We start from the raw sequence: 18,850 nt of genomic DNA, 5'->3' as shown, positions 1-18,850 counted from the left end.
TGGGCGGCATCGCCGGTGGCGGTCACGGCGGACCTTGGCGGCTGAGGGCGAGCCGACGCTGAGCGACGGCGCGGGCGAGGCGGTTGGTGACCTTCTCCACGCCGGGATCGACGCCGACAGCCCGGAGGTGGTGCTCATGCAGCAGTGTCCGCAGCACCAGCCGACCGTCACCGTCCCGGAGGGACCGGTCTCGGTACGCGGCGAGCGCGGCCCGACGTTGGTCCCACACGTCCGTCACGGTTTGACCACCCGGAACGCTCCGCATTCCCGCCCAGCCATCGGCATCGACCAGCCCCAGTGCCGCCTCGCTGAGTCCGCGGTCCAGCTTGCCGTGCTCTTGTGGAAGGAGATCGAGCAGACGGCGGAGCCCGGATTCCGGGGTCACGGCCAGCGAAGCGGCCAGGTCCGCCAGGGATGCCGCGGCGATCGCTTGATTGGGCATCCCGGTGCGAGTGGCCCACCAGAGCTGAGCAATGGCCGCGGCCGAGTCCGTCGCCAGCACCTCCTCCGCAGCGTCCTCCGCCTCCGTGCCGTGGCCGAACGCACCGCGCGGCGGCTGATATGCGCCGAAGCTGAGGTCCGCGAGCACGCAGAGGCGCCGCCCAGTCCGCGAGCTGAGCGGCAGCGATCCCGTAGTCGTCCGCAGCCCGGAGCCGCAGGCACAGCACTACGTGCTGGTCGCTGTCCGGGCGGGCAGGGTCGTGGTGGCGCCAGAACCACCACCTAGTCACGGGACTGTCCGCGTCGGAGACGAGCTGCGGCACGCTGCTGAGGATGTCGTCGAAGCGCAGCGGGTGACCGTGCAAGTGAGCGCACAACACAGGTGAGCGACCCGGAAGACGAGCGTCTGAACGGGTCACAGTTCGCAGTGGCGCTGTCCGCCGGGATGCTGGCGGGTTCGAGCTCGGGACGGCGGTGAGCGGGATGACCAGCTCGCAGGTCCGGCCGGCCCACGAGCGTCCATCGTGCGGACCGGCTTCGCGGAGTTCGACCGCTCCGGTGCGGTTGCGCTCCAGCCGGCTGCGCAACAGCGCGCGGTCGCGACGGTCGTCGAGGTCGAGCGGTAGGCGGAGGTCGGCTTCGCACAACACGACGATCGAGGGAACGCGCCACCGGTCGCACCACGTGCGCAGCGCGTCGTCCCACGCGGCGGTGCCATCGCGCGCCGGGGAAAGGTCGGCGGGCTTCACCAGCCACCGGGCCGCGGACAGCACGACGCGGCCGTAGCGAATGCGAGGGTGGAACGGCAGGTCGTGGGCGGCTCCGAACCCGATCGAGCCGAAGGCGCCGCACCGGGCGGACGCCACCTCGGCGAGGAATCGCGCCAGGGGCGGGGTCTGTGTGGTGGTTTCCAGCGCGTGCAGGCTGTGCGGCAGGACTCGTTCCCCAGTCGAGATCCGCACCAGCGACATCCGCGTGGTGTCGGCGGTGACCGCGAGGTCGTCCATCCGGATCACGGTCTCCTCGTCGCTGCGGTGCTCAGACAGGGGGATCACGTGCGGCAGGAGCCGAGGTGCGCGGGTGATGTTCTCGTTGTGCTCGCGGCGGGGCGGGAACGACAGCTGCGCCGCGACGGTGTGCTCGCTGGTCGGCGCGTACGTGGCCGCGAGGCGCTGCTTGTCCTCGTCGGGTAGGAGGTGCGCGAATCGTCCGATCATGCTGTTGGCGTGCATCGGCGCGCCGGTGAGCCAGAGTTGGAACTGGCCGCGCTCCAGCGCGTCGAGGGACGCGGCGTGGAGCTGGAAGGCCAGTTCCACACGCGGAGGCGTGAGCATCTTGGTGTGGTCGCCGACCCGCAGCTCGTCGATGACCTGCTCGGTCAGCGTGATCTCGGTGCGGCCCTCGGCGGTGGCGTGCTGGATCAGTGTGAGGAGGGTGACGTCGCGCTCGGTCAACATGTGCGCGGCGCGGGGCCGGGGCGCGCCGACGAACCCGGCGGGGTACCCGAGGCCGGAGTCGGCGATCACGTCGCGCACGGCGACTACCGCGCCGATGTCGTAGCGGTCGAGGAACCGCGCGTGGAAGTCTTTCCAGGCCGGGTCACCGAAGGGGTAGGGCGTGAGTCGCAGCAGCGTCGTCGCGGCGGCCTCCGCCTCGTGTAACACCGTCTCGGGAACGGTGAGCTTGCCGGCAAGCGCCACGTCCACGGCGAGCACGCGCCCCGGAACGTCGTGGACAGCTCGTATGCGTTCGGCGGCGCTCTCCAAGGCCGACGAGTAGTCGGGCGGGAGCGCCCAGAACCTGAGCGAGGACAGCTCCTCACGGATCGCGCCGAGCTGTTCGACGAGCTTCGCCACGTCCGGTAGATCCTCGACGCCAGCGGCGTGCAGCTCCGTAAGCAGGTGCGCGAGCGGGTCAATGGTCGTCATCGGCGCTCGCAGGCTGGTGATCAAGACCCGGCTGGCGACCAACTCGGCGAGCAGGCGCTGGATCTTGTCCGGTCCCGCAGAGGGGAACTGTTCCTCGACACGTTGGGCAAGCTCAGCCACGGGGATCGGCTTGGCCGCGCCGGCTAACGCCGCCGCCACCGCCTTGGTGCGGCGGACGGAGGATTCCAAGGCAGCGCCGCGGTGTGGTTGGCTTTCGTCGGGCCGGGCAGGAACAACGAATCGATCCCCGCGCGTGAACCCGGCGTCGTTGACGACCACGGGCAGGCGTGGCAGCAGGTCGGGGCGTTGCTCCAAGCCGTCGATGATCTCGCCCAGCCACCGCGCGTCTACCCGCGCTATTAACAGATGTTCGTCGCCGAGCCGCGTGGACGCTGGAATGTCGGCTGACGCGGCGGCCACCCCGGCGAACAAGCCGAACGGGGTGGCGCGCCGCTGCCAGCGTCGGAGATAGGACGAGGTCGTGATGAGCACGCGCCGGAGCTGCCGAGCGTCGATGCGGTCGCCGTCAACGATGGCGTCGACTTGTTGAGACAGCGCCGGACTGGCAACCCACAACGCGGTCCGGACCTCGGCACGTCGCCACAGGTGTGCCAGCCACAATCGGCCCTCGTCAAGGGCGTCCTCGGTGTCGAGGTCGAGTGATCCGGGCAGGTCCAGCCCGCCGGGATCGGTACTGACTCGCGCCACCACCACACTTGCGTGCCGGAACAGCGTCCGCCTCGTGCCCACCGCCTGCCTCCCCGTCCTACCTCCTACCGCCGCTCGAATGTCAGAGCGGTTGGGTGACGTTGCTGGTGCAGGCACTGCCGCAGGTCGAGCCGCCGCAGTTGTCGTCGGTGTTGCACGACATCTTGGCGAGCGGAAGGCTGTCCGCGATCACCCGCAGATCGAGCGAGAACTCGTCGACTTCCTCAGCCGGCGGCGTGAGGGCCAGGGTCATGCTGATCACTCTCCTTGTCGATCTTCCTGGTTGTCCTGGCCGGTCGCGGCGGTGGGCGCCGTTGGCCAGGAGATCGTGACGCGGTGATGCCGCTTGGTGATGACCAAGCCTTCGGGCAGCCGCTCGTCGGGCGTGTTGAGGGGCCAGACGCCGAAGTTCGGTCCGGGGCCGTGGCGTTGCTCGCGATCCCAGACAAGCACCTGCTCGGCCATCGCCTCAGCGAGTTCGGCGGCGTGCGGACCAAACGCGTGGGCGCCGAACTCGGACACGCCCGGTTCCATCCGGCGCGTGGTCAGGTAAGCGATTGAGTCGCCGTCGATCGCCGCTGAGTCGAACCACATGTTGCCGTCGCCGACCAGGACGGAGCGCTGATCGGCGTCCGCCCGCAGCTTGCCGAAACCGGGGAACGCCGTGGCCAGCCAGAGTTGCAGAGTCTCGAACGACTCCATGCCGCCGATCGTGACGCCGGTCCACGCCTCGGCGCGTTCGGTGTCGAGCACGCCGTCCAGGTCGGGTACCTGATCGCCGGGCCAGCCGTCGTCGAATCGCATCTCGGCCTTGGTGCCGCGCAGCGGCACAACCTGCCCCGCGTTCGCGCCCGCGCCCTGCATGGCGACGAACCCGCAGATGATGGCCGACCGGCTCGCCAGGTGGTCACCCTCGCGCTCAAGCTCCAGCGAGCGCGTCAACCCGCGCATCCGCAGCGGGACCACGAGACGCCCATCCGGAGCGAGTTGGTCTATCCATGCCGGTGGGATGTCCCAGGCCCCGACCGTCACGATGATCCGCTCATACGGGGCGTCCTGCGAGAACCCGTTCTCGGCGTCGGAGAGGACGACGTTCACCCGCTCATACCCGGCCGCGTCGAGCAGGCGCCGCGCCCGCTCGGTCACGTCCGAGTCGATGTCCATGGTGGTGACCTGCCCGTCCAGGCCGGCCAACCAGCTCATCATCGCGGCGTTCACACCGCCCGACCCGATCTCCAGCGCGGTCATGCCGGGGCGGATGTCGGCCTGCTCCAGCATGGAGCCCTGCAACTGCGGCGACGAGACCGTACTGATCGGCCGGCCCTGGTCGTCCCGTTTCACGTGCACCGCGTCACGGGGGTCGTAGGCGTCCTTCAGCGACGCCTCCGGGGTGAACAAGTGCCGCGGCACCGCTCGAAACACCTCGGCGACCCGATCGCTTCGAACCGCCCCCATCTCACGCAGCTCACCGATCATCGCTTCCCGCAATTCGTCGGCCTGCGAACCATCAACCATCGTCATACTGCGAACAGTAGCCACATGACTACACCTCTCTATCGGGACATCTCGGGCTCAGTCACCGCGCACCTCCACGCCGGGATCGTGCTCCGCGGTCGGGCGGTTGCGGAGGTTGACGGCGATGCGCGTAACGGTCACGACCGCCACCAGCGCAACGGCAAGCCACTGCATGACCATCAGTTCTCCAAATCGGCGTTCTGAGTGAGCACCGGGTCAGATGCCCCGCTGGTTCGCGTCACCATGCAGCTCGGCAAGGTCGTCTCCGTGTAGCAGCAGGCACGCCAGACACTTACGACCATCCTCATTGGACAGTCGCCGAGCCAGTGCGCTGTGCTCACACAACGCCTCGGCGACCACCTCTCCAATCTTCTCCTCAGGAAAGGCATGCACGTGGTGATCCCACGGCGATAACAACCACCTGACGCGATCTACCTGTCGGTGTGCGGCGTGCATCAGACACCGGCCGTTTCGCGAGTCCCGGACCCGCGTGGCCTGAAGGGTGCGCAGGCCACGCGGGTCCGGGTGACGTGAGTCGGGCGGGTCGGATGGAGGAGGTTCGCCCGGTGCTCACTCACATCGGCGGCGATCACACGGCGACTGGGGAGCACACCCGCCGAGGGGCCCGGTCGGCGCTCGCCGTGTGGTGCCGGCATCTGCCCCGCGCGCTCATCGACACGCTGCCGGCCAGATGGACACCCAGCGGGCAGGGCCGTGTCGGGGGTACGCCCCTGCCCGCCGGGCAGCTCAAGAGAGGAAAGTCGATCAAGTTCCGCGTAGCGCGTGTCACGGCGGGCCTTGACATCCGCCACGACGCCTATCAGTCCTGCGGCTGCGGCGATCACGACGGACACCTGATCGCTGTGGCGGCCGTCCGACTCGCCGCTTGACCCCGCATGACTCACTCCTAAAATGGACTTCTATTTTCGTGCTACCGATCGAGACCATACGTTATAGACTTCTAATTTGGAAGAGATCCGATCGGGTGAACGAGATTGCAACTCTCGGTGTAGATGTCCAATATGGGCGCGACCGAGACGAGGAGGCAGACGTGGCGTCACCGACCTTGCAGCGGCGACGGCTCGGGATCGCCCTCAAGCGTGCCCGCGACCAGGCCGACAAGACGCAGGACGAAGCCGCCGAGGTGATCGAGGCCGCGTCCAGCAAGATCAGCCGGATCGAGAACGGCGAATCAGGACTGAAGATCACCGACCTGAACGCGTTGATCGACTTCTACGACATTGGCGCCGACGAGGCCGAGCGGCTCCGTGACCTCGCTCGGTCGGGGCGCAAGCGCGGCCGGTGGAGCGCCTACCGGAACGTCACGCCGAACTGGTTCCGCGGCTACCTCGACCTCGAAGACGACGCCACGGGCATTCGCTGGTACCAGCCGGAGGTCATCCCCGGCATACTCCAGACCGAGGCATACATCCGCGCCGTCTACACCCCTCAGCGCTCGCCAGACGACGAGTTGGAGCGGCTCGTTCAGGCGCGGGTCGACCGCCAGGACATGCTCAAACGGGATGATATGGAGCGGTTCTTCATCCTCAGCGAGTCGGCCATCCGCCGGGTCGTCGGAGGGTCGGCGCTCATGGCTGAGCAACTCAAACACATCGCTGACCTGGCCGAACACGGCACGATCGATGTGCAGGTGCTGCCGTTCGACGCCCAGACGTTCAGCCTGGCCACGTTCGCCTTCTCGATGCTGCGATTCGAGCACGACGCCAGCACGGACGTGGTCTACCTGGAGGACTACACCGACGCCGTCCTACTCGACCAACCGGAGGACGTCCGCGCTTACAATGCGTTGTGGAACCGCATATCGGCGGCAGCCCTCGGACCCGTCGAGTCACAAGACCGGCTCCGGCAGGTTGCCGCCGAGTACAAGCACTCTCAGCCGAAATGAGCAAGACATGATCACCCCGGACCTCTCCCGCATGGTGTGCCGGAAGAGCAGCTACAGCACTGAGAACGGGGGCGCTTGCGTCGAGGTGGGGGCGCTGCCGGCCGGCGCCGCGGTGCGGGACTCGAAGAACCCGGACGGCGGCTTGCTCCTGCTCACCAGCGCCGCATGGAACCAGTTCCGTGCCACAGCCAAGCAGTACGACAACGACGAACTGTAGGTACGACGCACACGGCGGGGCGGCCATGAGGTCGTCCCGCTGTCATGTTTCAGCCTCGCTGGGTTCGGGCCGGTGGCGGATCGTGTGGAGGATGGCGCGGGCGAGGGCCTGGTCTTCGGGAGTGAGGGCGAGGTAGTCGTCCATGAGCTGCTGCGCGTGAGCGGGTAAGGGGTCGGTGACTAGGTCGAGTTCGGCGTCTGCGGCGAACGCGGCATTGACTTCCTTGAGCGGAGCGCAGAGGACTTCGGCGAAGCGTTCCAGGATCGGCAGGCGGGGGAAGCGTCCGCGTGCGGCGGGTTTGAGGTGGTTGCCGAGCGCGCCGATGGCAAGGCCGTGTTGGCGTTCCAGTTCTTTGATCGAGCGTCCGGGGGCGTAGCGCTGGATGAGCGCGTCGACGTGGGAGCTGGGAGTACCGGACAACGGGTGTGCCTCTCGTGTGGTGCGCGGTGTCCCCGGCCTGGTTCGGCGGGGTGCCTGGTAGCCGCACGAGGGTAGGTGATACCCGGTCGACGGTGACGCAAGCGCCACCCGATCGGCGTGTCTTTCAACTTCAATCGAGAAGATCGAAGTAAATTCTTGACTCGACAGTGCCGCCATGGTTCGCTGGCGGATGGTCCTCGAACAGACGTTCGAGATTATCAGGTCAGCGTGGATGCCACTAGGGAGGCGGCTTCGTCGTAATGCCTATGAGAGCTGGGGTTGAGGACTCTGTTACGGAGGACTCGGTAACCGAGGGGGAAGTACCGCGCCCGGCGGGCGCGGTGGAGATCGACGACCTGGCCGAGCCGTTGCGGCTGTTGCGTCAGGCGAACCGGCAGATGGAGCGGTGGGGCTCGGTGCGCCGGGAGTTGCAGGACATCATCAAGGGCCGGCTTCAAGATTCTGAGGTTGGCACGGTGGCCGGGCGGCCGGTGGTGACCTGGCGGGGGACGTGGCGTTCGGCGGTGTCGCAGCGCCTGCTCAAGGAACGCCACCCGGAGGCGGCGGGGGACGTGACCGAGGAGAAGTGGGTCCGCACGTCCCTGCTGCTCGACCCGTAATGATCGGCACCGAGACTCCGGTCCCGATGACGCTGCGGGAGATGGCGGCCGATGTCGCGCGGCGCGTGGCGGCGGTCGCTCCGACCGAGGGTGATCCGGTCTCGTCGCTGCTCGCTCTGTTGGTACTGGACCCGCGCAATACCGGCCATGTGCGCGTGGTGGCGGCGGTGATCGTCGCCGACGCGATGGGCGACGGGTGGCGGGAGACCACCGCGAACCGCTGGCGGCCGCTGGTGCCGACGTGGGTTCGGCCGTCGGTGGTCGGCGCGACCGTCCAGCGGATGATCGGGGCCGGGCTGCTGGTGCCGACCGGCCGCTACGTGCGCTGCACCGACCGGGCGTCCCGCAACCGGGGCAAGCTCCAGCCGGTCTACCGCCTGAACCTGGCCACGCTCGCCGCCGACCAGCCGGACATCGGCGTCGGGACGGGTTCGTAACTCGATAGGCCGGACGGTGCTTCCCACCGTTCCGGCCTTCTCTCTCAGACCTTCCGTGCGCGTGGAATGTCGCATGCCACGCGCTGATGACGCCTGCCCACATGTGACAGACATTCTTGTTGATATGTAAGGGAAGTGACCATTCGTGGCGCGCGATCACGCTCGCGTCGAGTTGTCCATCTGGGACGACCCCGACTTTGTTGTGCTCTCGGGTGAGGCGCAGCGGCTGTACCTGTTTCTGTTGTCTCAGCGGGACTTGTCCTATGCCGGGTTGGTGCCTATGCGGCTGCGTCGGTGGGCCGGTCGATCCGCCACCGCGACGGTGGACGCGGTCACCGCGGCGTTGGCCGAGCTGGACGCGGCCCGTTTCGTGGTGTGCGACCACGACACCGAGGAGGTGCTGGTCCGGTCGCTGATCCGCCGGGACGGGATCTACAAGCAGCCCAACGTGCTCGCCGCCGCGTTGCGGGAGGCGTTCGAGATCAGCTCGCCGGTGCTACGCCGCGCGCTGGTCGACGAGTTGCTCCGGCTGCCGGCCGAAGTCACCGGCCCGGCGCCGGAACTCGCGGCGTCCGCGCTTCTGGCCGGGGCCGGTGACCTGCCGCCGGCGGTGAAGGCCGCGCTGACCGGCCGCCGCCCGGCTCGCGGCCGACCCGTCGAGCCGGCCGTGCCCGCGCCGGATCGTGGCGAGAACTCGTCCGGGAACCCTTCGGTGAACCCTTCCGGCAAGGCCCTGGGGGAAGGGCGTGGGGAGCGTGGAGAACGTCCTCCTGCGTCGGTAGATCAACAAGTGGGTGTTCGCGCGCCCGCCCGCGCGTACACGCGAGAAGAGATTCCTCCCGCCGTCCGACCGGAGGCGCCTGGGTCAATGCGGCAGAGGCGGCAGGCTGAGGCGCGGCGGCTGGTGCGCACGCACAGCCCGGCGCAGCCGGCGCGGGTGCTGACCAAGCTGACCACCGAGGTTGTCGGCCTGCTCGGCGACGGGGTGGACCCGGCGCACGTGGCGGCGGGGTTACGGGTGTGGGCGTCGAAGCGACTCAGCGTGTCGATGCTGCCCGAGCTGGTCGGCGAGTACATGCGTGCCGAGCTGGTCGGCGCGACGCACGATCGGGTCCGGTCCGACGCGGACACCGTGGCCACGTTCGAACGCCTCCGCGCCACCTGCGACAACGGATCGCCGGTCGCCGATGTGGTGCTCGGCGACCTGGGCGAACACGTGCCGGCCGCGCGGCTGGCCGAGCTGATGACCGACGCCGCCCACCGCGCGCTGGCGGTGGTCGCGTGACTACGACCAGGAGCACGGCCACCGAGCCGAAGATGTCGGCCGCCGAGGTGCGGTCGCTGCTGTCCACGTTCCGGCCCACCAGCGGTACGCCGTCCGACGCGACGGTCGAGGCGTGGCGGCACACGCTGGCTCGGTGCACGTTCGGCGAGTGCCAAGCCGCACTGCTGGCGCTCGGCCCCAGCCGCGCCCGCACCGCCACTCCCGAGCAGATCATCGCGGGCATCCGCACGGCTCGCGCCGCCCGTACGACCACCACGGTGCCGCGTCCCCGCGTGAGCGACGCCGACCGTGCCGCGTTCGCCGCATCCGGTGCGCGCGGGATCGAACGCGTCTACGCGGCCATGTCCTGGACACGCAACCACGACCGGGCGCTCGCGCAACGGGTGGCATGTCCGTTCTGCCGGGCGCTGCCGGGGCGGCTGTGTCGGCCGTTGAGCCGGGACCGCTCCGGTCGTGCCGAGCGCCGCGACAGCGTGTCGCTGGTTCACCCAAGCCGGCTGGAACGCGCCTGCGCCGCCGAGGACGGGGGTGAGCGCCGGTGACCACGGGATGGTGCGTGGTGGAGTGCCGGCCGGAGAACCCGCGGCCGGCCGAACCGGGTTGGTTGGTGTGCGCGCGGTGCGTGAACCGCCTGGCGTGGATGCTGCATGACATCCCCGACCTGTTCGACAGCCTCGACGAGTTCATCAAGCCGGGCGTTGTCGGGGTGGCCGGCGGCCGCCGCGCGCCGGGGTTCTCCTCCCGGTCCCCGGCGCGGGATGACGTGATCGCGTTGCGGGACCGGCGCACCACCGCCGCCGAGGACGGTGACCCGCACAGCGCGCTCGAGTTGTTGGCCTCCTGGGCGGACAACGTCCGCGACGACCTCGCCCTCGACCTACCCGACGCCGCTCGGACCGTGGCGGGCGAGGCGCGGCTGCTGTCCACGCGTCTCGGGCACATAGCCGCCGCAGGGTGGGTGGTCGAGTTCGCCGAGGAGATCACCGAGTTGCACCGCGCACTGCGGCGGGTGACCGGCGAGGCCGCCCAGATCATCGACCTCGGCCCCTGCCCCGGCGAGATCACCGACGAGTCCGGCGAGCTCCGGCCGTGTGGCGCGGCGCTGCGTGCCGAGCTGGACGCGGAGGCGTGCCTGTGTCGGCGGTGCGGGGCGTTCTGGCCCCGTCAAGCCTGGCTGCGCCTCGCCACCCGGCTCGACCACGGGAGGGCCGGTGAATGACCACGGTTGGACCACAACCCGTGCTGTCGCGTTGCGACGGTGCCGACGTCCCGGACAGTGTGGATCTCGTCCGACAGGACAGCGGGATTCCGGTGCGGGAACACCGGAAACCCGTTGGTACATAACGGAAAAGGACTCAACACTATGTCATTCCAACGGCCTGGAGCCGAGACCCGCGCAGACCGGGCGGCCAGGGAGATCACTCGCGTGTACGGCGAGTACGCCAAGGACACCGCCGGCCTGAACCTCGGCGGGATCGCTGAGCGGGTCATGTTCGACCTCGACGACGCGGTCACCGCGGGCGACCTGCCGAACGGCCTGCGGTTCGCGATCCTCGGTCGCGGGGATCACCTGCTGGTCGATGTGTTCGGCCTGACCGACGACGAGGTCGCCGCGCACACCGACGTCCTGGAGGACGTGGTCGGGCGGTACGTGGCGGCCTACGGCTACACGAACCCCGAGGTCGCGTGGGACACGCGGTTCACCGTGACCGTGCGTGTGCTGTCCGAGGCCGAGCAGTTCAGCCTCCGCAACGCTCCCGGCGCGATCGACGTCCGCCACTACCCCTACTGATCCCCGGCTGCTGACGGTCCCGGACACGACAGGGCCCCGGCGGGTGCGGGAACACCCCCGGGGCGGTGTCCGGGACCACCCGAAGAGGACTCAACTCCGAACTTCGAGAGGACCCGGAATGACCAAGGCTACCAACCATGACAACCGCACCCCCGCCGCTGGCGGGCGGGTGTACGGCGCCCGTTACCTGGACACCGCCGGCCTGCCCCCGAAGCTGCTCGCGCTGCGGATGCGGCAGGCGTTGATCGCCGCCCGCGACGCCGAAGGGTTGCCGCCGTGCTCGGTGACCGTCGCCGTTCGGCGTGGCGCCGACGAAGGTCCGGCGCACACGCGGGCGTGGCGGGTGTGTGTCGAGCTGCGCGACCTGGACATGCCCGCGCTGTACCGCGAGTGGGAGGACCCCGACACCACGCGGGCGCTGCTGCGCCGTGACGTGGTCGCCATCCTGTCCGTGTTCGACTGGCGCAACCCGACGAAGTTGTTCGATCACCGGTTCCGGGTCTACGTCCATCTCACCGGCTGGCAGCAGCCCACCCGCGCGTGCCATCTGTGCGGCCAACCCCACCCCACCAGCGCCAGCGACGCGAACGGGGAGCGGTGATGAGCGCGCCACAGACCGACCGGGCCGTGCGGCACCTGGCGAAGGTCGCCGCCCAAGCGGCCACCCTGCGCGCCAAGGCCCGAGAACTCGCCAAGCTCCGCGCCGAGCTGGACCGGATGATCGTCGACGCCTACCGCGACCACGTGCCCGCCTCGCACCTCGCCGAAGCCGCCCAGTTCTCCCGCGACACCGTCCACGCCGCCGTCCGCCCCTGGCTCGGCCAGAAACGCCCCCGACCAACCACCCAGAAGACGACCACTCCGACAAAGACGGCCACGAAGAAGACCACGAAGACGAGGAACCGGAGGAAACGCACCCCACGATGACCACCACGACCTCGACCGAGCGGCGAGCGCTGGACCTGGAGGCACTCGCCCTGCACTACCGCGTGCCCGCCTCGACGCTGCGCGGCTGGGCCAAGACCGACCAATGGCGCCGCTACCCCGACCCCACCCCGCGCCACCGCCGCGGCCGGCCCCGCGTCCTGTTCGACCTCGACGACGCCGACCGCTCGTACTGGAAACGAGCGACCCGGTACGACACCACCAGTGCCGAGCAGGTCGACGGTGATCCAGTTCACACGAACATATGTTTGCCTGATGACGCGGCGCTCGTGTAAATTCAGTCCACGTTGGAGTTCTGCACCCACCGAGCGGTGCGACCCTGAATCTTCTGGAGCCCCGGTGACCCCCAGGCCGGGGCTCCAGCCATTTCCCCGATCCGCTCCCGTGATGCCGCCGGCCGCCGTGCCGCCCGACGTGGTGGTGGGCGGTGGTCGGTGTGGTGTATCGGCCCGCGATCGGGTCCCTGTTCTCCGGATACGGAGGGCTCGATCTCGCTGTCGAGCACGTGTTCGGCGGACACACCGTGTGGTACTCCGAAACCGAACGCGCCCCCGCCCGCGTGCTCGCCCACCGGTTCCCCGGTGTGCCGAACCTCGGCGACATCACCCGCGTGAACTGGGACGCCGTGCCACGCGTCGACCTTCTCGCTGGCGGCTTTCCCTGTCAGGACCTCTCGTCAGCCGGCAAACGCGCCGGGCTGTCGCCCGGTACCCGCTCGGGCCTGTGGGCGCACATGGCCTACGCCATCGAGAGACTCCGCCCCCGCCTGGTCGTGTTCGAGAACGTGAGGGGGCTGTTGAATGCGCCCAGCGCACCCACTCCCGTTCGCCCGCTGGACCGGCGAGACCTGGGAGACGCTCGACGAGGCGGGACGCGGGCGCTCGGAACCGTACTCGGCGACCTGGCCGAACGCGGGTACGACTGCCGATGGCTGGGCCTACCCGCTTCCGCCATCGGAGCCCCACACCAGCGGTTCCGCGTCTTCGGCCTCGCCTGGCCCAGGGGTACCGACCCCCGCGGCGTCCAACCCGAACGACGGCGAGGACGTCGACATCTACCTGGCGCGCCGCCGCAAGCTCTCCGGCTCCCTGTCGGTGGCGATCCGTCTGGAACTGCGGCGAACACGCTGGCTAAGCGCCGAACGAGCAGCCGCGTCGAGTGGGGCCGATTCGAACTCGCCATCCGACACTGGGAACACCTCCTCGGCCGTCCCGCGCCGTTCCCGGTCGTCCACGTCAAGGGACGAGACCGGCTCTCCCCGCCCTTCGTCGAATGGTTGATGGGACTCGACGCCGGCTGGGTCACCGACGTTCCCGGAATCAGTCGGGCGATGGCGCTGAAGATGCTCGGAAATGGTGTCGTTCCCGTCCAAGGCGCCGCTGCTCTACGCCTGTTGCTGGACCCCGTCCCAGCCGACCTCGACCGTCCGGTTGGGACACACCACGAATCGACCACGAACGACCACGGCTCGACCACAAAGGACTCCCAGGACCGGCCCGACCGGACAGCGTGAAAGCACGCCATCCGGCGACCAGAATACGAGTCCTGACAGGGAGAAACCGTGAAATACGACCACGCGCACTGCCCTCCCGGCGCGCACGACCGCGACCCCGGAACGTCGATCGAGGACGGCCAGCCGGTCGACGAGCACGGCCTGATGCTGTGCCGTGACTGCGACGCCCCGCTCATGTACTGCGCCACCGTCGAGGACTACGACCACGCCGACTCGGACACGCCGCCCTGCTTTCTCGTGCCCGCCAACCGGGACGGGGGCGCCTGATGTCGGTCTACGTGTCATCCACTGCGGACCTCGTCATGACCTGCGCGCGGACCCTCGTGACGTTCTCCGGACCCGGCATCGATGGGATCAGCGGCGGCAAGATCGCCAGTGTGTTCCGGGCGATCCTCATCGCGCAGCGCGCCGCCTACGCCTCCTCCTACCACGATGACAGCACCACGATCCCGGAGGTCGAGTTCCCGGACACAGCGTCCCCGGACCTCCTGGTCAACCGCCCGGACCTGAAGACGCTCTACGAGGACCTTCGGCTGCTGCGCTACAACACCGTCGACAACGCCGGCCGCGACTGGCTCCCCGCCGAACCCGCCGCGCAGTTCGACGAGCTGATCACCCTCACCGCGGCCAAAGCCGCCGGCTTCTAGATCTAGATCACTACCCCACCGAGCACGGCCCGGTGTCCGCCTTCCCCCGCGGGCGCCGGGCCGCTCCACACCTGACCCGCCCGCTTCCCCGGCGGGCCGGGCACAGGGAGACCGGGCCGGTGGGCACGTCGGGACACACCTTCTTCTCCATTGCCCGCCACAGTGCCCACCGGCCCATCCTCGGATCACGGCAGCCACGACAGCAGATCCGGCAGGCCCTTGCGCCACGCGGCTGCCAGCACCAGGACATACACCAGCCACCGCAGGCCGATCCGCACACCAGGGTCAAGGTCCCGCATGGTCTCGCTGAACCTCACCGCGAGCGAGGGTCGCCGAGGTTGGTGGTCACCGCCGTCCATCTCGCGCTCCTCGTCCCCCGGCGCCCATCCCAGTACGGGCACCACTGAGCAAGCCTGGACGCGGAGGCGTTCTCAGACAACGCCACAACCGTGCCATCCGGACGCCATCCGAACGCCCGCCCTGTCGTGATCAACCCTGGCAGAGCGACAAGGACGTCTCTAGATGACATTCGGTGACATCCAGACATCTGGGCACTCTCCGTCCGGGCGACCGACGCGGTGACGCCGTGGGCGCGCAGCACTCGGCGAACACGACTTCCCCCGGACTGGCCACGCATTCGCGCCCGTGTGCTGCGCCGTGACCCGATCTGCCGCCTGTGCGGCACCGCGCCCTCGACCGAGGTCGATCACATCCGACCCGGCGACGACCATTCCGACACCAACCTGCGCGGCGTCTGCACCCCCTGCCACCGCACCAAAAGCGCCCACGAGGGCGGTACCGCCGCCGCGGCGCGCCGTTCCCGACGCCGACCACCCGAACCCGACCACCCCGGCCTGCGCTGACTAGACCGCCATCACCGAAACGAGGAGCGCCCGTGTCGCATCCGATCCCCGACCCGACAATCGTGTTCGTGCACGGCGCCTGGCACGGCCCGTGGGCATGGGACCAGCTCCGCCGCTACCTGCCCGCCTTCGACACCATCGCGGTTGACTTGCCCGGCTCCGGCTCCGACCCCGACCGGCTCGGTGGCCTCCAGGATGACGCCGACCTGCTCCGCGACACCGTCCGCGGGATCGACGGGCCGGTGGTCGTCGTGGCGCACTCCTACGGCGGCGCGGTCGCCACCGAAGCCCTGACGGACTGCCCCAACGTCCAGCAGGTCATCTACCTGACCGCGTTCGCGCCCGACGCGGGCGAGAGCGTGCACCAGCTCGTCGGCGGCCAGCTCCCCAACTGGGTGACCATCACCGACGACAACGCGTCCGAGGTACGGCACCCCATCCGCGTGTTCTACGGCGACTGCTCACCGCGGCTGGCACGCTGGGCCGCACGCCAGCTCACCAAGCAGTCGCTGTCCTCGATCCAAGGCCAGGTCACCGACCCTGCCTGGCGGTACCTGCCGGCCACGTACATCATCTGCACCCGCGACCGCGCCATCCACCCCGCGGCGCAGGCCGTGTTCTCCGCCCGCTGCGACGAGGTACACCGGCTGCGCGCCGACCACTCACCCATGCTCAGCCAACCGGACGCGCTCGCCGACCTGCTCCGCACGGTCATCGCGTGCGACGCACCTGGTCCGTACCGACCGGCCCACCGGGGGTAGCCCTGCGCCCGGCCGAGGCCAGCACCGGTATGTGATAGCGGCTCGCCGTCTGTACGAAATCCGAGGTTTGGGGATCATGAGAGCCCCCGACCTCTCGCTGGTCGGGGGCTCCGCTGTCATGCCGCCGGCCCGAGTTCACCGCCGTGCTCGCGGTGCAGTCGCGCGACAAGCGCGTGCATCTCGGCCATGACGGCGGCCTGGTGCCTGTGCGTGACCGCGAGTACGTCGGGATCCTTCAGTACGTCTTCGTGCTTCAACACAAGTTCCTTCGCACGATGCCGCTCGGCGGCGTCGTAGAAGTTGCTACATCTCTGTCCGTGGAAGCTCGGAAGTTTCCAATGCTCGATTGATGAGATTGTTCCTTGCGAGACTCCAATACTCATCGCTACGAACGTTTGAGAGAAACCGAGCTTTAGTCTTCGTTCGCGGAGTTCTTCTCCGTAGTTATTTTGGTTCTCTATTTCGCGATTCATTTCGTTCTCCCATCTTTGCAACCAAAACCGCTCCACAAGCCTCTGACCTGGTGTTTTGTCTCTACCAAGAGGCAAAGGGTCAGCCCTGGACCTTGCCGTGACTGTCGGGATGGCTCGCTCATGTGGAGCGATATCTCGACGATACGCCCGAGAACCGGAAATGCACAACGCCCAGGGCCAGCTCGTGATCCCAACCTTCGAATAGTGACCCGCTGCGACTACTGCGCGCTGCCGAGGGGAAAGGTGCGATGGCTCTCGCTGGACGTCCGCCTTCGAACAACCCGCGCAACCGCAACCCAAAGACCTACGACTGGTCGCCCATCGAGAACACCCTCTACGACGGGCCGTCGCCCGACCTGCCGGCCACGATCGGCCGGCAACCCTGGCATCCGCAGACGGTGGCCTGGTGGGAGGCGGTACGGCGGATGCCGCACTGTCGGCTGTGGACCGAGACGGACTGGCGGTTCGCGATCGAGACCGCCGTGCTCGTGGACGAGTTCTGGCGCGGCGAACTCGCCCGTGCCGCCGAACTCCGGCTTCGCTCGGCCAAGCTCGGCCTGACCCACGAGGACCGGCTCAAGCAGCGCATCCGCTACACCAACCCAGACGGCCCGGTCGTGGCCGAGACACCGGCTGCGGTGGCGCGGCTGGACGAGCGCCGGCGCCGGTTGGGCAAGGCTGGGGGTGAGGGTGCCTCGTGAGCTGGTCCACGCGCCCGGTCACGATCGGAACCGTTCGCTGGGTTGGCTGGCGGCGGCGTGGATCGAGCACTGGGCTGTGCATGGCCCCGGCGATGTACAGGGCAACCCGGTGGAGCTGGATGACGAGTTCGCCGGGTTCCTGCTCGACGCCTACGCCCACAACCCGCATGGCCGCCGTCTGTACTCCCGCGTGGCGCTGGTCCGGCCGAAGGGCCGGGCGAAGTCGGAGCTGGCCGGGCACGTCGGCTTGTTCGACGCCCTCGGCCCGTCCCGGTTCGCCGGCTGGGCTCAGGGCGGTGAGGTGTTCCGGTGGCGGGACTTCGCCTACCGCTACACCCCCGGCGAGCCGATGGGCCGCCCCCTGGTCTACCCCTACATCCGGTGCCTGGCCACCGAGGAGACCCAGACCGGCAACACCTACGACGTCATCCACTTCAACCTCGAGGACGGGCCGCTCGGCGAGGACCTGCCCGACGACGCGGTCGGCCTGACCCGCGTCCTGTTGCCGGACGGCGGCGAGATCGTCCCGTCCACCGCCAGCTCGTCGGCGAAGGACGGCGGCAAGGAATCGCTCGTGATCTTCGACGAGCCGCACCTGTACATCACGCCCGAGCTGCGGCGCATGTTCAAGACCGTCGACCGCAACCTGCGCAAACGGAAGTCCGCGGAGCCGTGGGCGCTGCTCACCTCGACCATGTACCAGCCTGGTGAGGACTCGGTACTGGAAGCCGTCGACCACCAGGCACAAGCCATCCGCGAGGGCCGCGCCCGCGCGGCGCGGCTGCTGTGGGACCACCGCGAAGCCCCCGCCGAGGTCGACCTGACCGACCTCGACAGCGTGGTCGCCGCTCTGGCCGAGGTGTACGGGCCGGCCGCCGCGTGGATGGATCTGCCCGGCATCGTGCGGGATGAGTTCTGGGATCTCACCAAGGACCCGTCCGACGCGCGCCGGTACTTCTTCAACCAGCGCACCGCCGCGGCGACCGCCTGGTCCTCGGCGCCGGAGTGGGACGCTTGCCACCACCCCGACCTTCCGCCGCTGGCGGAGGGGGACGAGGTGGCGCTGTTCTTCGACGGCTCCACCGGCGACGACGCCACCGGTCTCATAGCGGTCCGGCTCGACGACGGGCAGGCTGCGGTGTTGCACTGCCAGGAACGCCCACCCGGACGCGACGGCAAGGCGTGGCGGGTCGACAAGCCCGCCGCCGACCTCGCGGTACGCCGAGCGTTCGACCGGTACACGGTGTTGGGGTTCTTCGCCGACGTGCGCGAGTTCGAGTCCTACGTCGACACCTGGGCGCTGGAGTTCCGCGACCGACTGCTCATCGACGCGACGACCGGGCGGCACCGGCACGCCGTGGCGTTCGACATGCGTGCTCGTGTCGCCGAGTTCACCGCCGCGACCGAACGCACCCTCGCCGACATCCGGCAGAAGACCGTCCGCCATGACGGGGACCTGCGGCTCCGCCGGCACGTGCTCAACGCGCGCCGCGCGCCGAACAAGTACGGCGTCTCGATCGCCAAGGAATCCCGCGACAGTCCGCACAAGATCGACCTCGCGGTCTGCCTGATCGGCGCCCACCTCGTGCGCCGGCTCGTGCTCGCCTCGGAGAAGTACCAGCGCCGCAAGCGGCGCACCCGCCGCGTCACAGTCCTCCGCTGAGCCCTGGGGAGGTGA

Annotated in this window: 25 protein-coding genes and 1 pseudogene; 18 read left to right on the top strand and 8 right to left on the bottom strand. The window is 69.1% G+C overall.

Translation table 11 applies throughout. The features are described 5' to 3' along the window. Nucleotides 1-22 precede the first annotated feature (22 nt). The 5 genes and pseudogenes from ACRDTB_RS21295 to ACRDTB_RS21275 all read right to left on the bottom strand — a co-directional run bounded on the left by ACRDTB_RS21295 (nucleotide 23) and on the right by ACRDTB_RS21275 (nucleotide 4,772). Nucleotides 23-589: a thiopeptide-type bacteriocin biosynthesis protein gene (locus ACRDTB_RS21295; protein WP_431432834.1), complete on the bottom strand. Its 567-nt coding sequence runs from the start codon at nucleotides 587-589 to the stop codon at nucleotides 23-25. A gap of 448 nt (nucleotides 590-1,037) precedes the next feature. After that, nucleotides 1,038-3,077 (bottom strand): annotated as a pseudogene (locus tag ACRDTB_RS21290) (lantibiotic dehydratase family protein); the annotation flags it as partial. 82 nt (nucleotides 3,078-3,159) lie between these two features. Further along, a complete protein-coding gene (locus ACRDTB_RS21285; RefSeq protein ID WP_431432831.1) occupies nucleotides 3,160-3,330 on the bottom strand; it encodes an FxLD family lanthipeptide in 171 nt (56 codons plus the stop codon). A 5-nt stretch (nucleotides 3,331-3,335) separates the two neighbouring features. After that, nucleotides 3,336-4,598 (bottom strand): methyltransferase, FxLD system, encoded by a 1,263-nt coding sequence (gene fxlM, locus ACRDTB_RS21280; protein WP_431432829.1) that lies wholly within the window; start codon nucleotides 4,596-4,598, stop codon nucleotides 3,336-3,338. Between the two features lie 51 nt (nucleotides 4,599-4,649). Next, the gene (locus ACRDTB_RS21275; protein ID WP_431432828.1) at nucleotides 4,650-4,772 is read right to left on the bottom strand and encodes a hypothetical protein; all 123 of its coding nucleotides are present in this window, start codon (nucleotides 4,770-4,772) and stop codon (nucleotides 4,650-4,652) included. Between the two features lie 748 nt (nucleotides 4,773-5,520). Here ACRDTB_RS21275 and ACRDTB_RS21270 point away from each other — a divergent pair. Continuing rightward, nucleotides 5,521-6,498: a helix-turn-helix domain-containing protein gene (locus ACRDTB_RS21270; RefSeq protein WP_431432826.1), complete on the top strand. Its 978-nt coding sequence runs from the start codon at nucleotides 5,521-5,523 to the stop codon at nucleotides 6,496-6,498. A gap of 7 nt (nucleotides 6,499-6,505) precedes the next feature. Beyond that, entirely contained in the window at nucleotides 6,506-6,715 is a 210-nt protein-coding gene (locus ACRDTB_RS21265) for a DUF397 domain-containing protein (protein ID WP_431432825.1), read from the top strand. A 42-nt stretch (nucleotides 6,716-6,757) separates the two neighbouring features. Here the strand turns inward: ACRDTB_RS21265 and ACRDTB_RS21260 are convergent, their stop codons facing one another. Next, nucleotides 6,758-7,135: a hypothetical protein gene (locus tag ACRDTB_RS21260; RefSeq protein WP_431432823.1), complete on the bottom strand. Its 378-nt coding sequence runs from the start codon at nucleotides 7,133-7,135 to the stop codon at nucleotides 6,758-6,760. Between the two features lie 341 nt (nucleotides 7,136-7,476). Between ACRDTB_RS21260 and ACRDTB_RS21255 the strand changes: the two genes are divergently transcribed. The 12 genes from ACRDTB_RS21255 to ACRDTB_RS21200 all read left to right on the top strand — a co-directional run bounded on the left by ACRDTB_RS21255 (nucleotide 7,477) and on the right by ACRDTB_RS21200 (nucleotide 14,374). Next, a complete protein-coding gene (locus tag ACRDTB_RS21255) occupies nucleotides 7,477-7,755 on the top strand; it encodes a hypothetical protein (protein ID WP_431432821.1) in 279 nt (92 codons plus the stop codon). After that, nucleotides 7,755-8,192 (top strand): hypothetical protein, encoded by a 438-nt coding sequence (locus tag ACRDTB_RS21250; RefSeq protein ID WP_431432819.1) that lies wholly within the window; start codon nucleotides 7,755-7,757, stop codon nucleotides 8,190-8,192. The genes ACRDTB_RS21255 and ACRDTB_RS21250 overlap by 1 nt, the downstream gene beginning before the upstream one ends. A gap of 145 nt (nucleotides 8,193-8,337) precedes the next feature. After that, complete coding sequence (locus ACRDTB_RS21245) at nucleotides 8,338-9,477, top strand: hypothetical protein (RefSeq protein WP_431432818.1); 1,140 nt, start codon at nucleotides 8,338-8,340, stop codon at nucleotides 9,475-9,477. Beyond that, a complete protein-coding gene (locus tag ACRDTB_RS21240) occupies nucleotides 9,474-10,019 on the top strand; it encodes a zinc finger domain-containing protein (protein WP_431432816.1) in 546 nt (181 codons plus the stop codon). The genes ACRDTB_RS21245 and ACRDTB_RS21240 overlap by 4 nt, the downstream gene beginning before the upstream one ends. After that, entirely contained in the window at nucleotides 10,016-10,696 is a 681-nt protein-coding gene (locus ACRDTB_RS21235; RefSeq protein WP_431432815.1) for a hypothetical protein, read from the top strand. Before ACRDTB_RS21240 ends, ACRDTB_RS21235 begins: the two co-directional genes overlap by 4 nt. A 144-nt stretch (nucleotides 10,697-10,840) precedes the next feature. Continuing rightward, the gene (locus ACRDTB_RS21230) at nucleotides 10,841-11,269 is read left to right on the top strand and encodes a hypothetical protein (protein WP_431432813.1); all 429 of its coding nucleotides are present in this window, start codon (nucleotides 10,841-10,843) and stop codon (nucleotides 11,267-11,269) included. 118 nt (nucleotides 11,270-11,387) lie between these two features. Beyond that, nucleotides 11,388-11,870, top strand: coding sequence for a hypothetical protein (locus ACRDTB_RS21225; protein ID WP_431432811.1), 483 nt, complete (start codon nucleotides 11,388-11,390; stop codon nucleotides 11,868-11,870). Beyond that, nucleotides 11,870-12,196, top strand: coding sequence for a hypothetical protein (locus ACRDTB_RS21220; protein ID WP_431432809.1), 327 nt, complete (start codon nucleotides 11,870-11,872; stop codon nucleotides 12,194-12,196). Before ACRDTB_RS21225 ends, ACRDTB_RS21220 begins: the two co-directional genes overlap by 1 nt. Further along, a complete protein-coding gene (locus ACRDTB_RS21215) occupies nucleotides 12,193-12,489 on the top strand; it encodes a hypothetical protein (RefSeq protein WP_431432807.1) in 297 nt (98 codons plus the stop codon). Before ACRDTB_RS21220 ends, ACRDTB_RS21215 begins: the two co-directional genes overlap by 4 nt. A 152-nt stretch (nucleotides 12,490-12,641) precedes the next feature. Further along, entirely contained in the window at nucleotides 12,642-13,727 is a 1,086-nt protein-coding gene (locus ACRDTB_RS21210; protein ID WP_431432805.1) for a DNA cytosine methyltransferase, read from the top strand. Between the two features lie 48 nt (nucleotides 13,728-13,775). Next, complete coding sequence (locus ACRDTB_RS21205; RefSeq protein ID WP_431432803.1) at nucleotides 13,776-13,994, top strand: hypothetical protein; 219 nt, start codon at nucleotides 13,776-13,778, stop codon at nucleotides 13,992-13,994. Further along, nucleotides 13,994-14,374, top strand: a complete 381-nt coding sequence (locus ACRDTB_RS21200) for a hypothetical protein (protein ID WP_431432801.1) — start codon at nucleotides 13,994-13,996, stop codon at nucleotides 14,372-14,374. The genes ACRDTB_RS21205 and ACRDTB_RS21200 overlap by 1 nt, the downstream gene beginning before the upstream one ends. 185 nt (nucleotides 14,375-14,559) lie before the next feature. Here the strand turns inward: ACRDTB_RS21200 and ACRDTB_RS21195 are convergent, their stop codons facing one another. After that, nucleotides 14,560-14,778, bottom strand: coding sequence for a hypothetical protein (locus ACRDTB_RS21195; RefSeq protein WP_431432800.1), 219 nt, complete (start codon nucleotides 14,776-14,778; stop codon nucleotides 14,560-14,562). Between the two features lie 174 nt (nucleotides 14,779-14,952). Between ACRDTB_RS21195 and ACRDTB_RS21190 the strand changes: the two genes are divergently transcribed. Further along, complete coding sequence (locus ACRDTB_RS21190; RefSeq protein WP_431432798.1) at nucleotides 14,953-15,237, top strand: HNH endonuclease; 285 nt, start codon at nucleotides 14,953-14,955, stop codon at nucleotides 15,235-15,237. A gap of 32 nt (nucleotides 15,238-15,269) precedes the next feature. Then, a complete protein-coding gene (locus ACRDTB_RS21185; RefSeq protein WP_431432796.1) occupies nucleotides 15,270-15,998 on the top strand; it encodes an alpha/beta hydrolase in 729 nt (242 codons plus the stop codon). Between the two features lie 116 nt (nucleotides 15,999-16,114). Here ACRDTB_RS21185 and ACRDTB_RS21180 read toward each other — a convergent pair whose 3' ends face one another. Further along, nucleotides 16,115-16,471, bottom strand: a complete 357-nt coding sequence (locus ACRDTB_RS21180) for a helix-turn-helix domain-containing protein (protein WP_431432794.1) — start codon at nucleotides 16,469-16,471, stop codon at nucleotides 16,115-16,117. A 248-nt stretch (nucleotides 16,472-16,719) separates the two neighbouring features. Here ACRDTB_RS21180 and ACRDTB_RS21175 point away from each other — a divergent pair, with 248 nt between their 5' ends. Beyond that, nucleotides 16,720-17,172, top strand: a complete 453-nt coding sequence (locus ACRDTB_RS21175; protein ID WP_431432793.1) for a hypothetical protein — start codon at nucleotides 16,720-16,722, stop codon at nucleotides 17,170-17,172. 109 nt (nucleotides 17,173-17,281) lie between these two features. Next, nucleotides 17,282-18,835, top strand: coding sequence for a Terminase (locus tag ACRDTB_RS21170; protein ID WP_431432791.1), 1,554 nt, complete (start codon nucleotides 17,282-17,284; stop codon nucleotides 18,833-18,835). Nucleotides 18,836-18,850: the final 15 nt, after the last annotated feature.

This window comes from Actinophytocola sp. (genome assembly GCF_050699935.1).
Lineage (GTDB): Bacteria > Actinomycetota > Actinomycetes > Mycobacteriales > Pseudonocardiaceae > Actinophytocola.
This window is presented reverse-complemented; position numbering and strand designations above follow the sequence as displayed.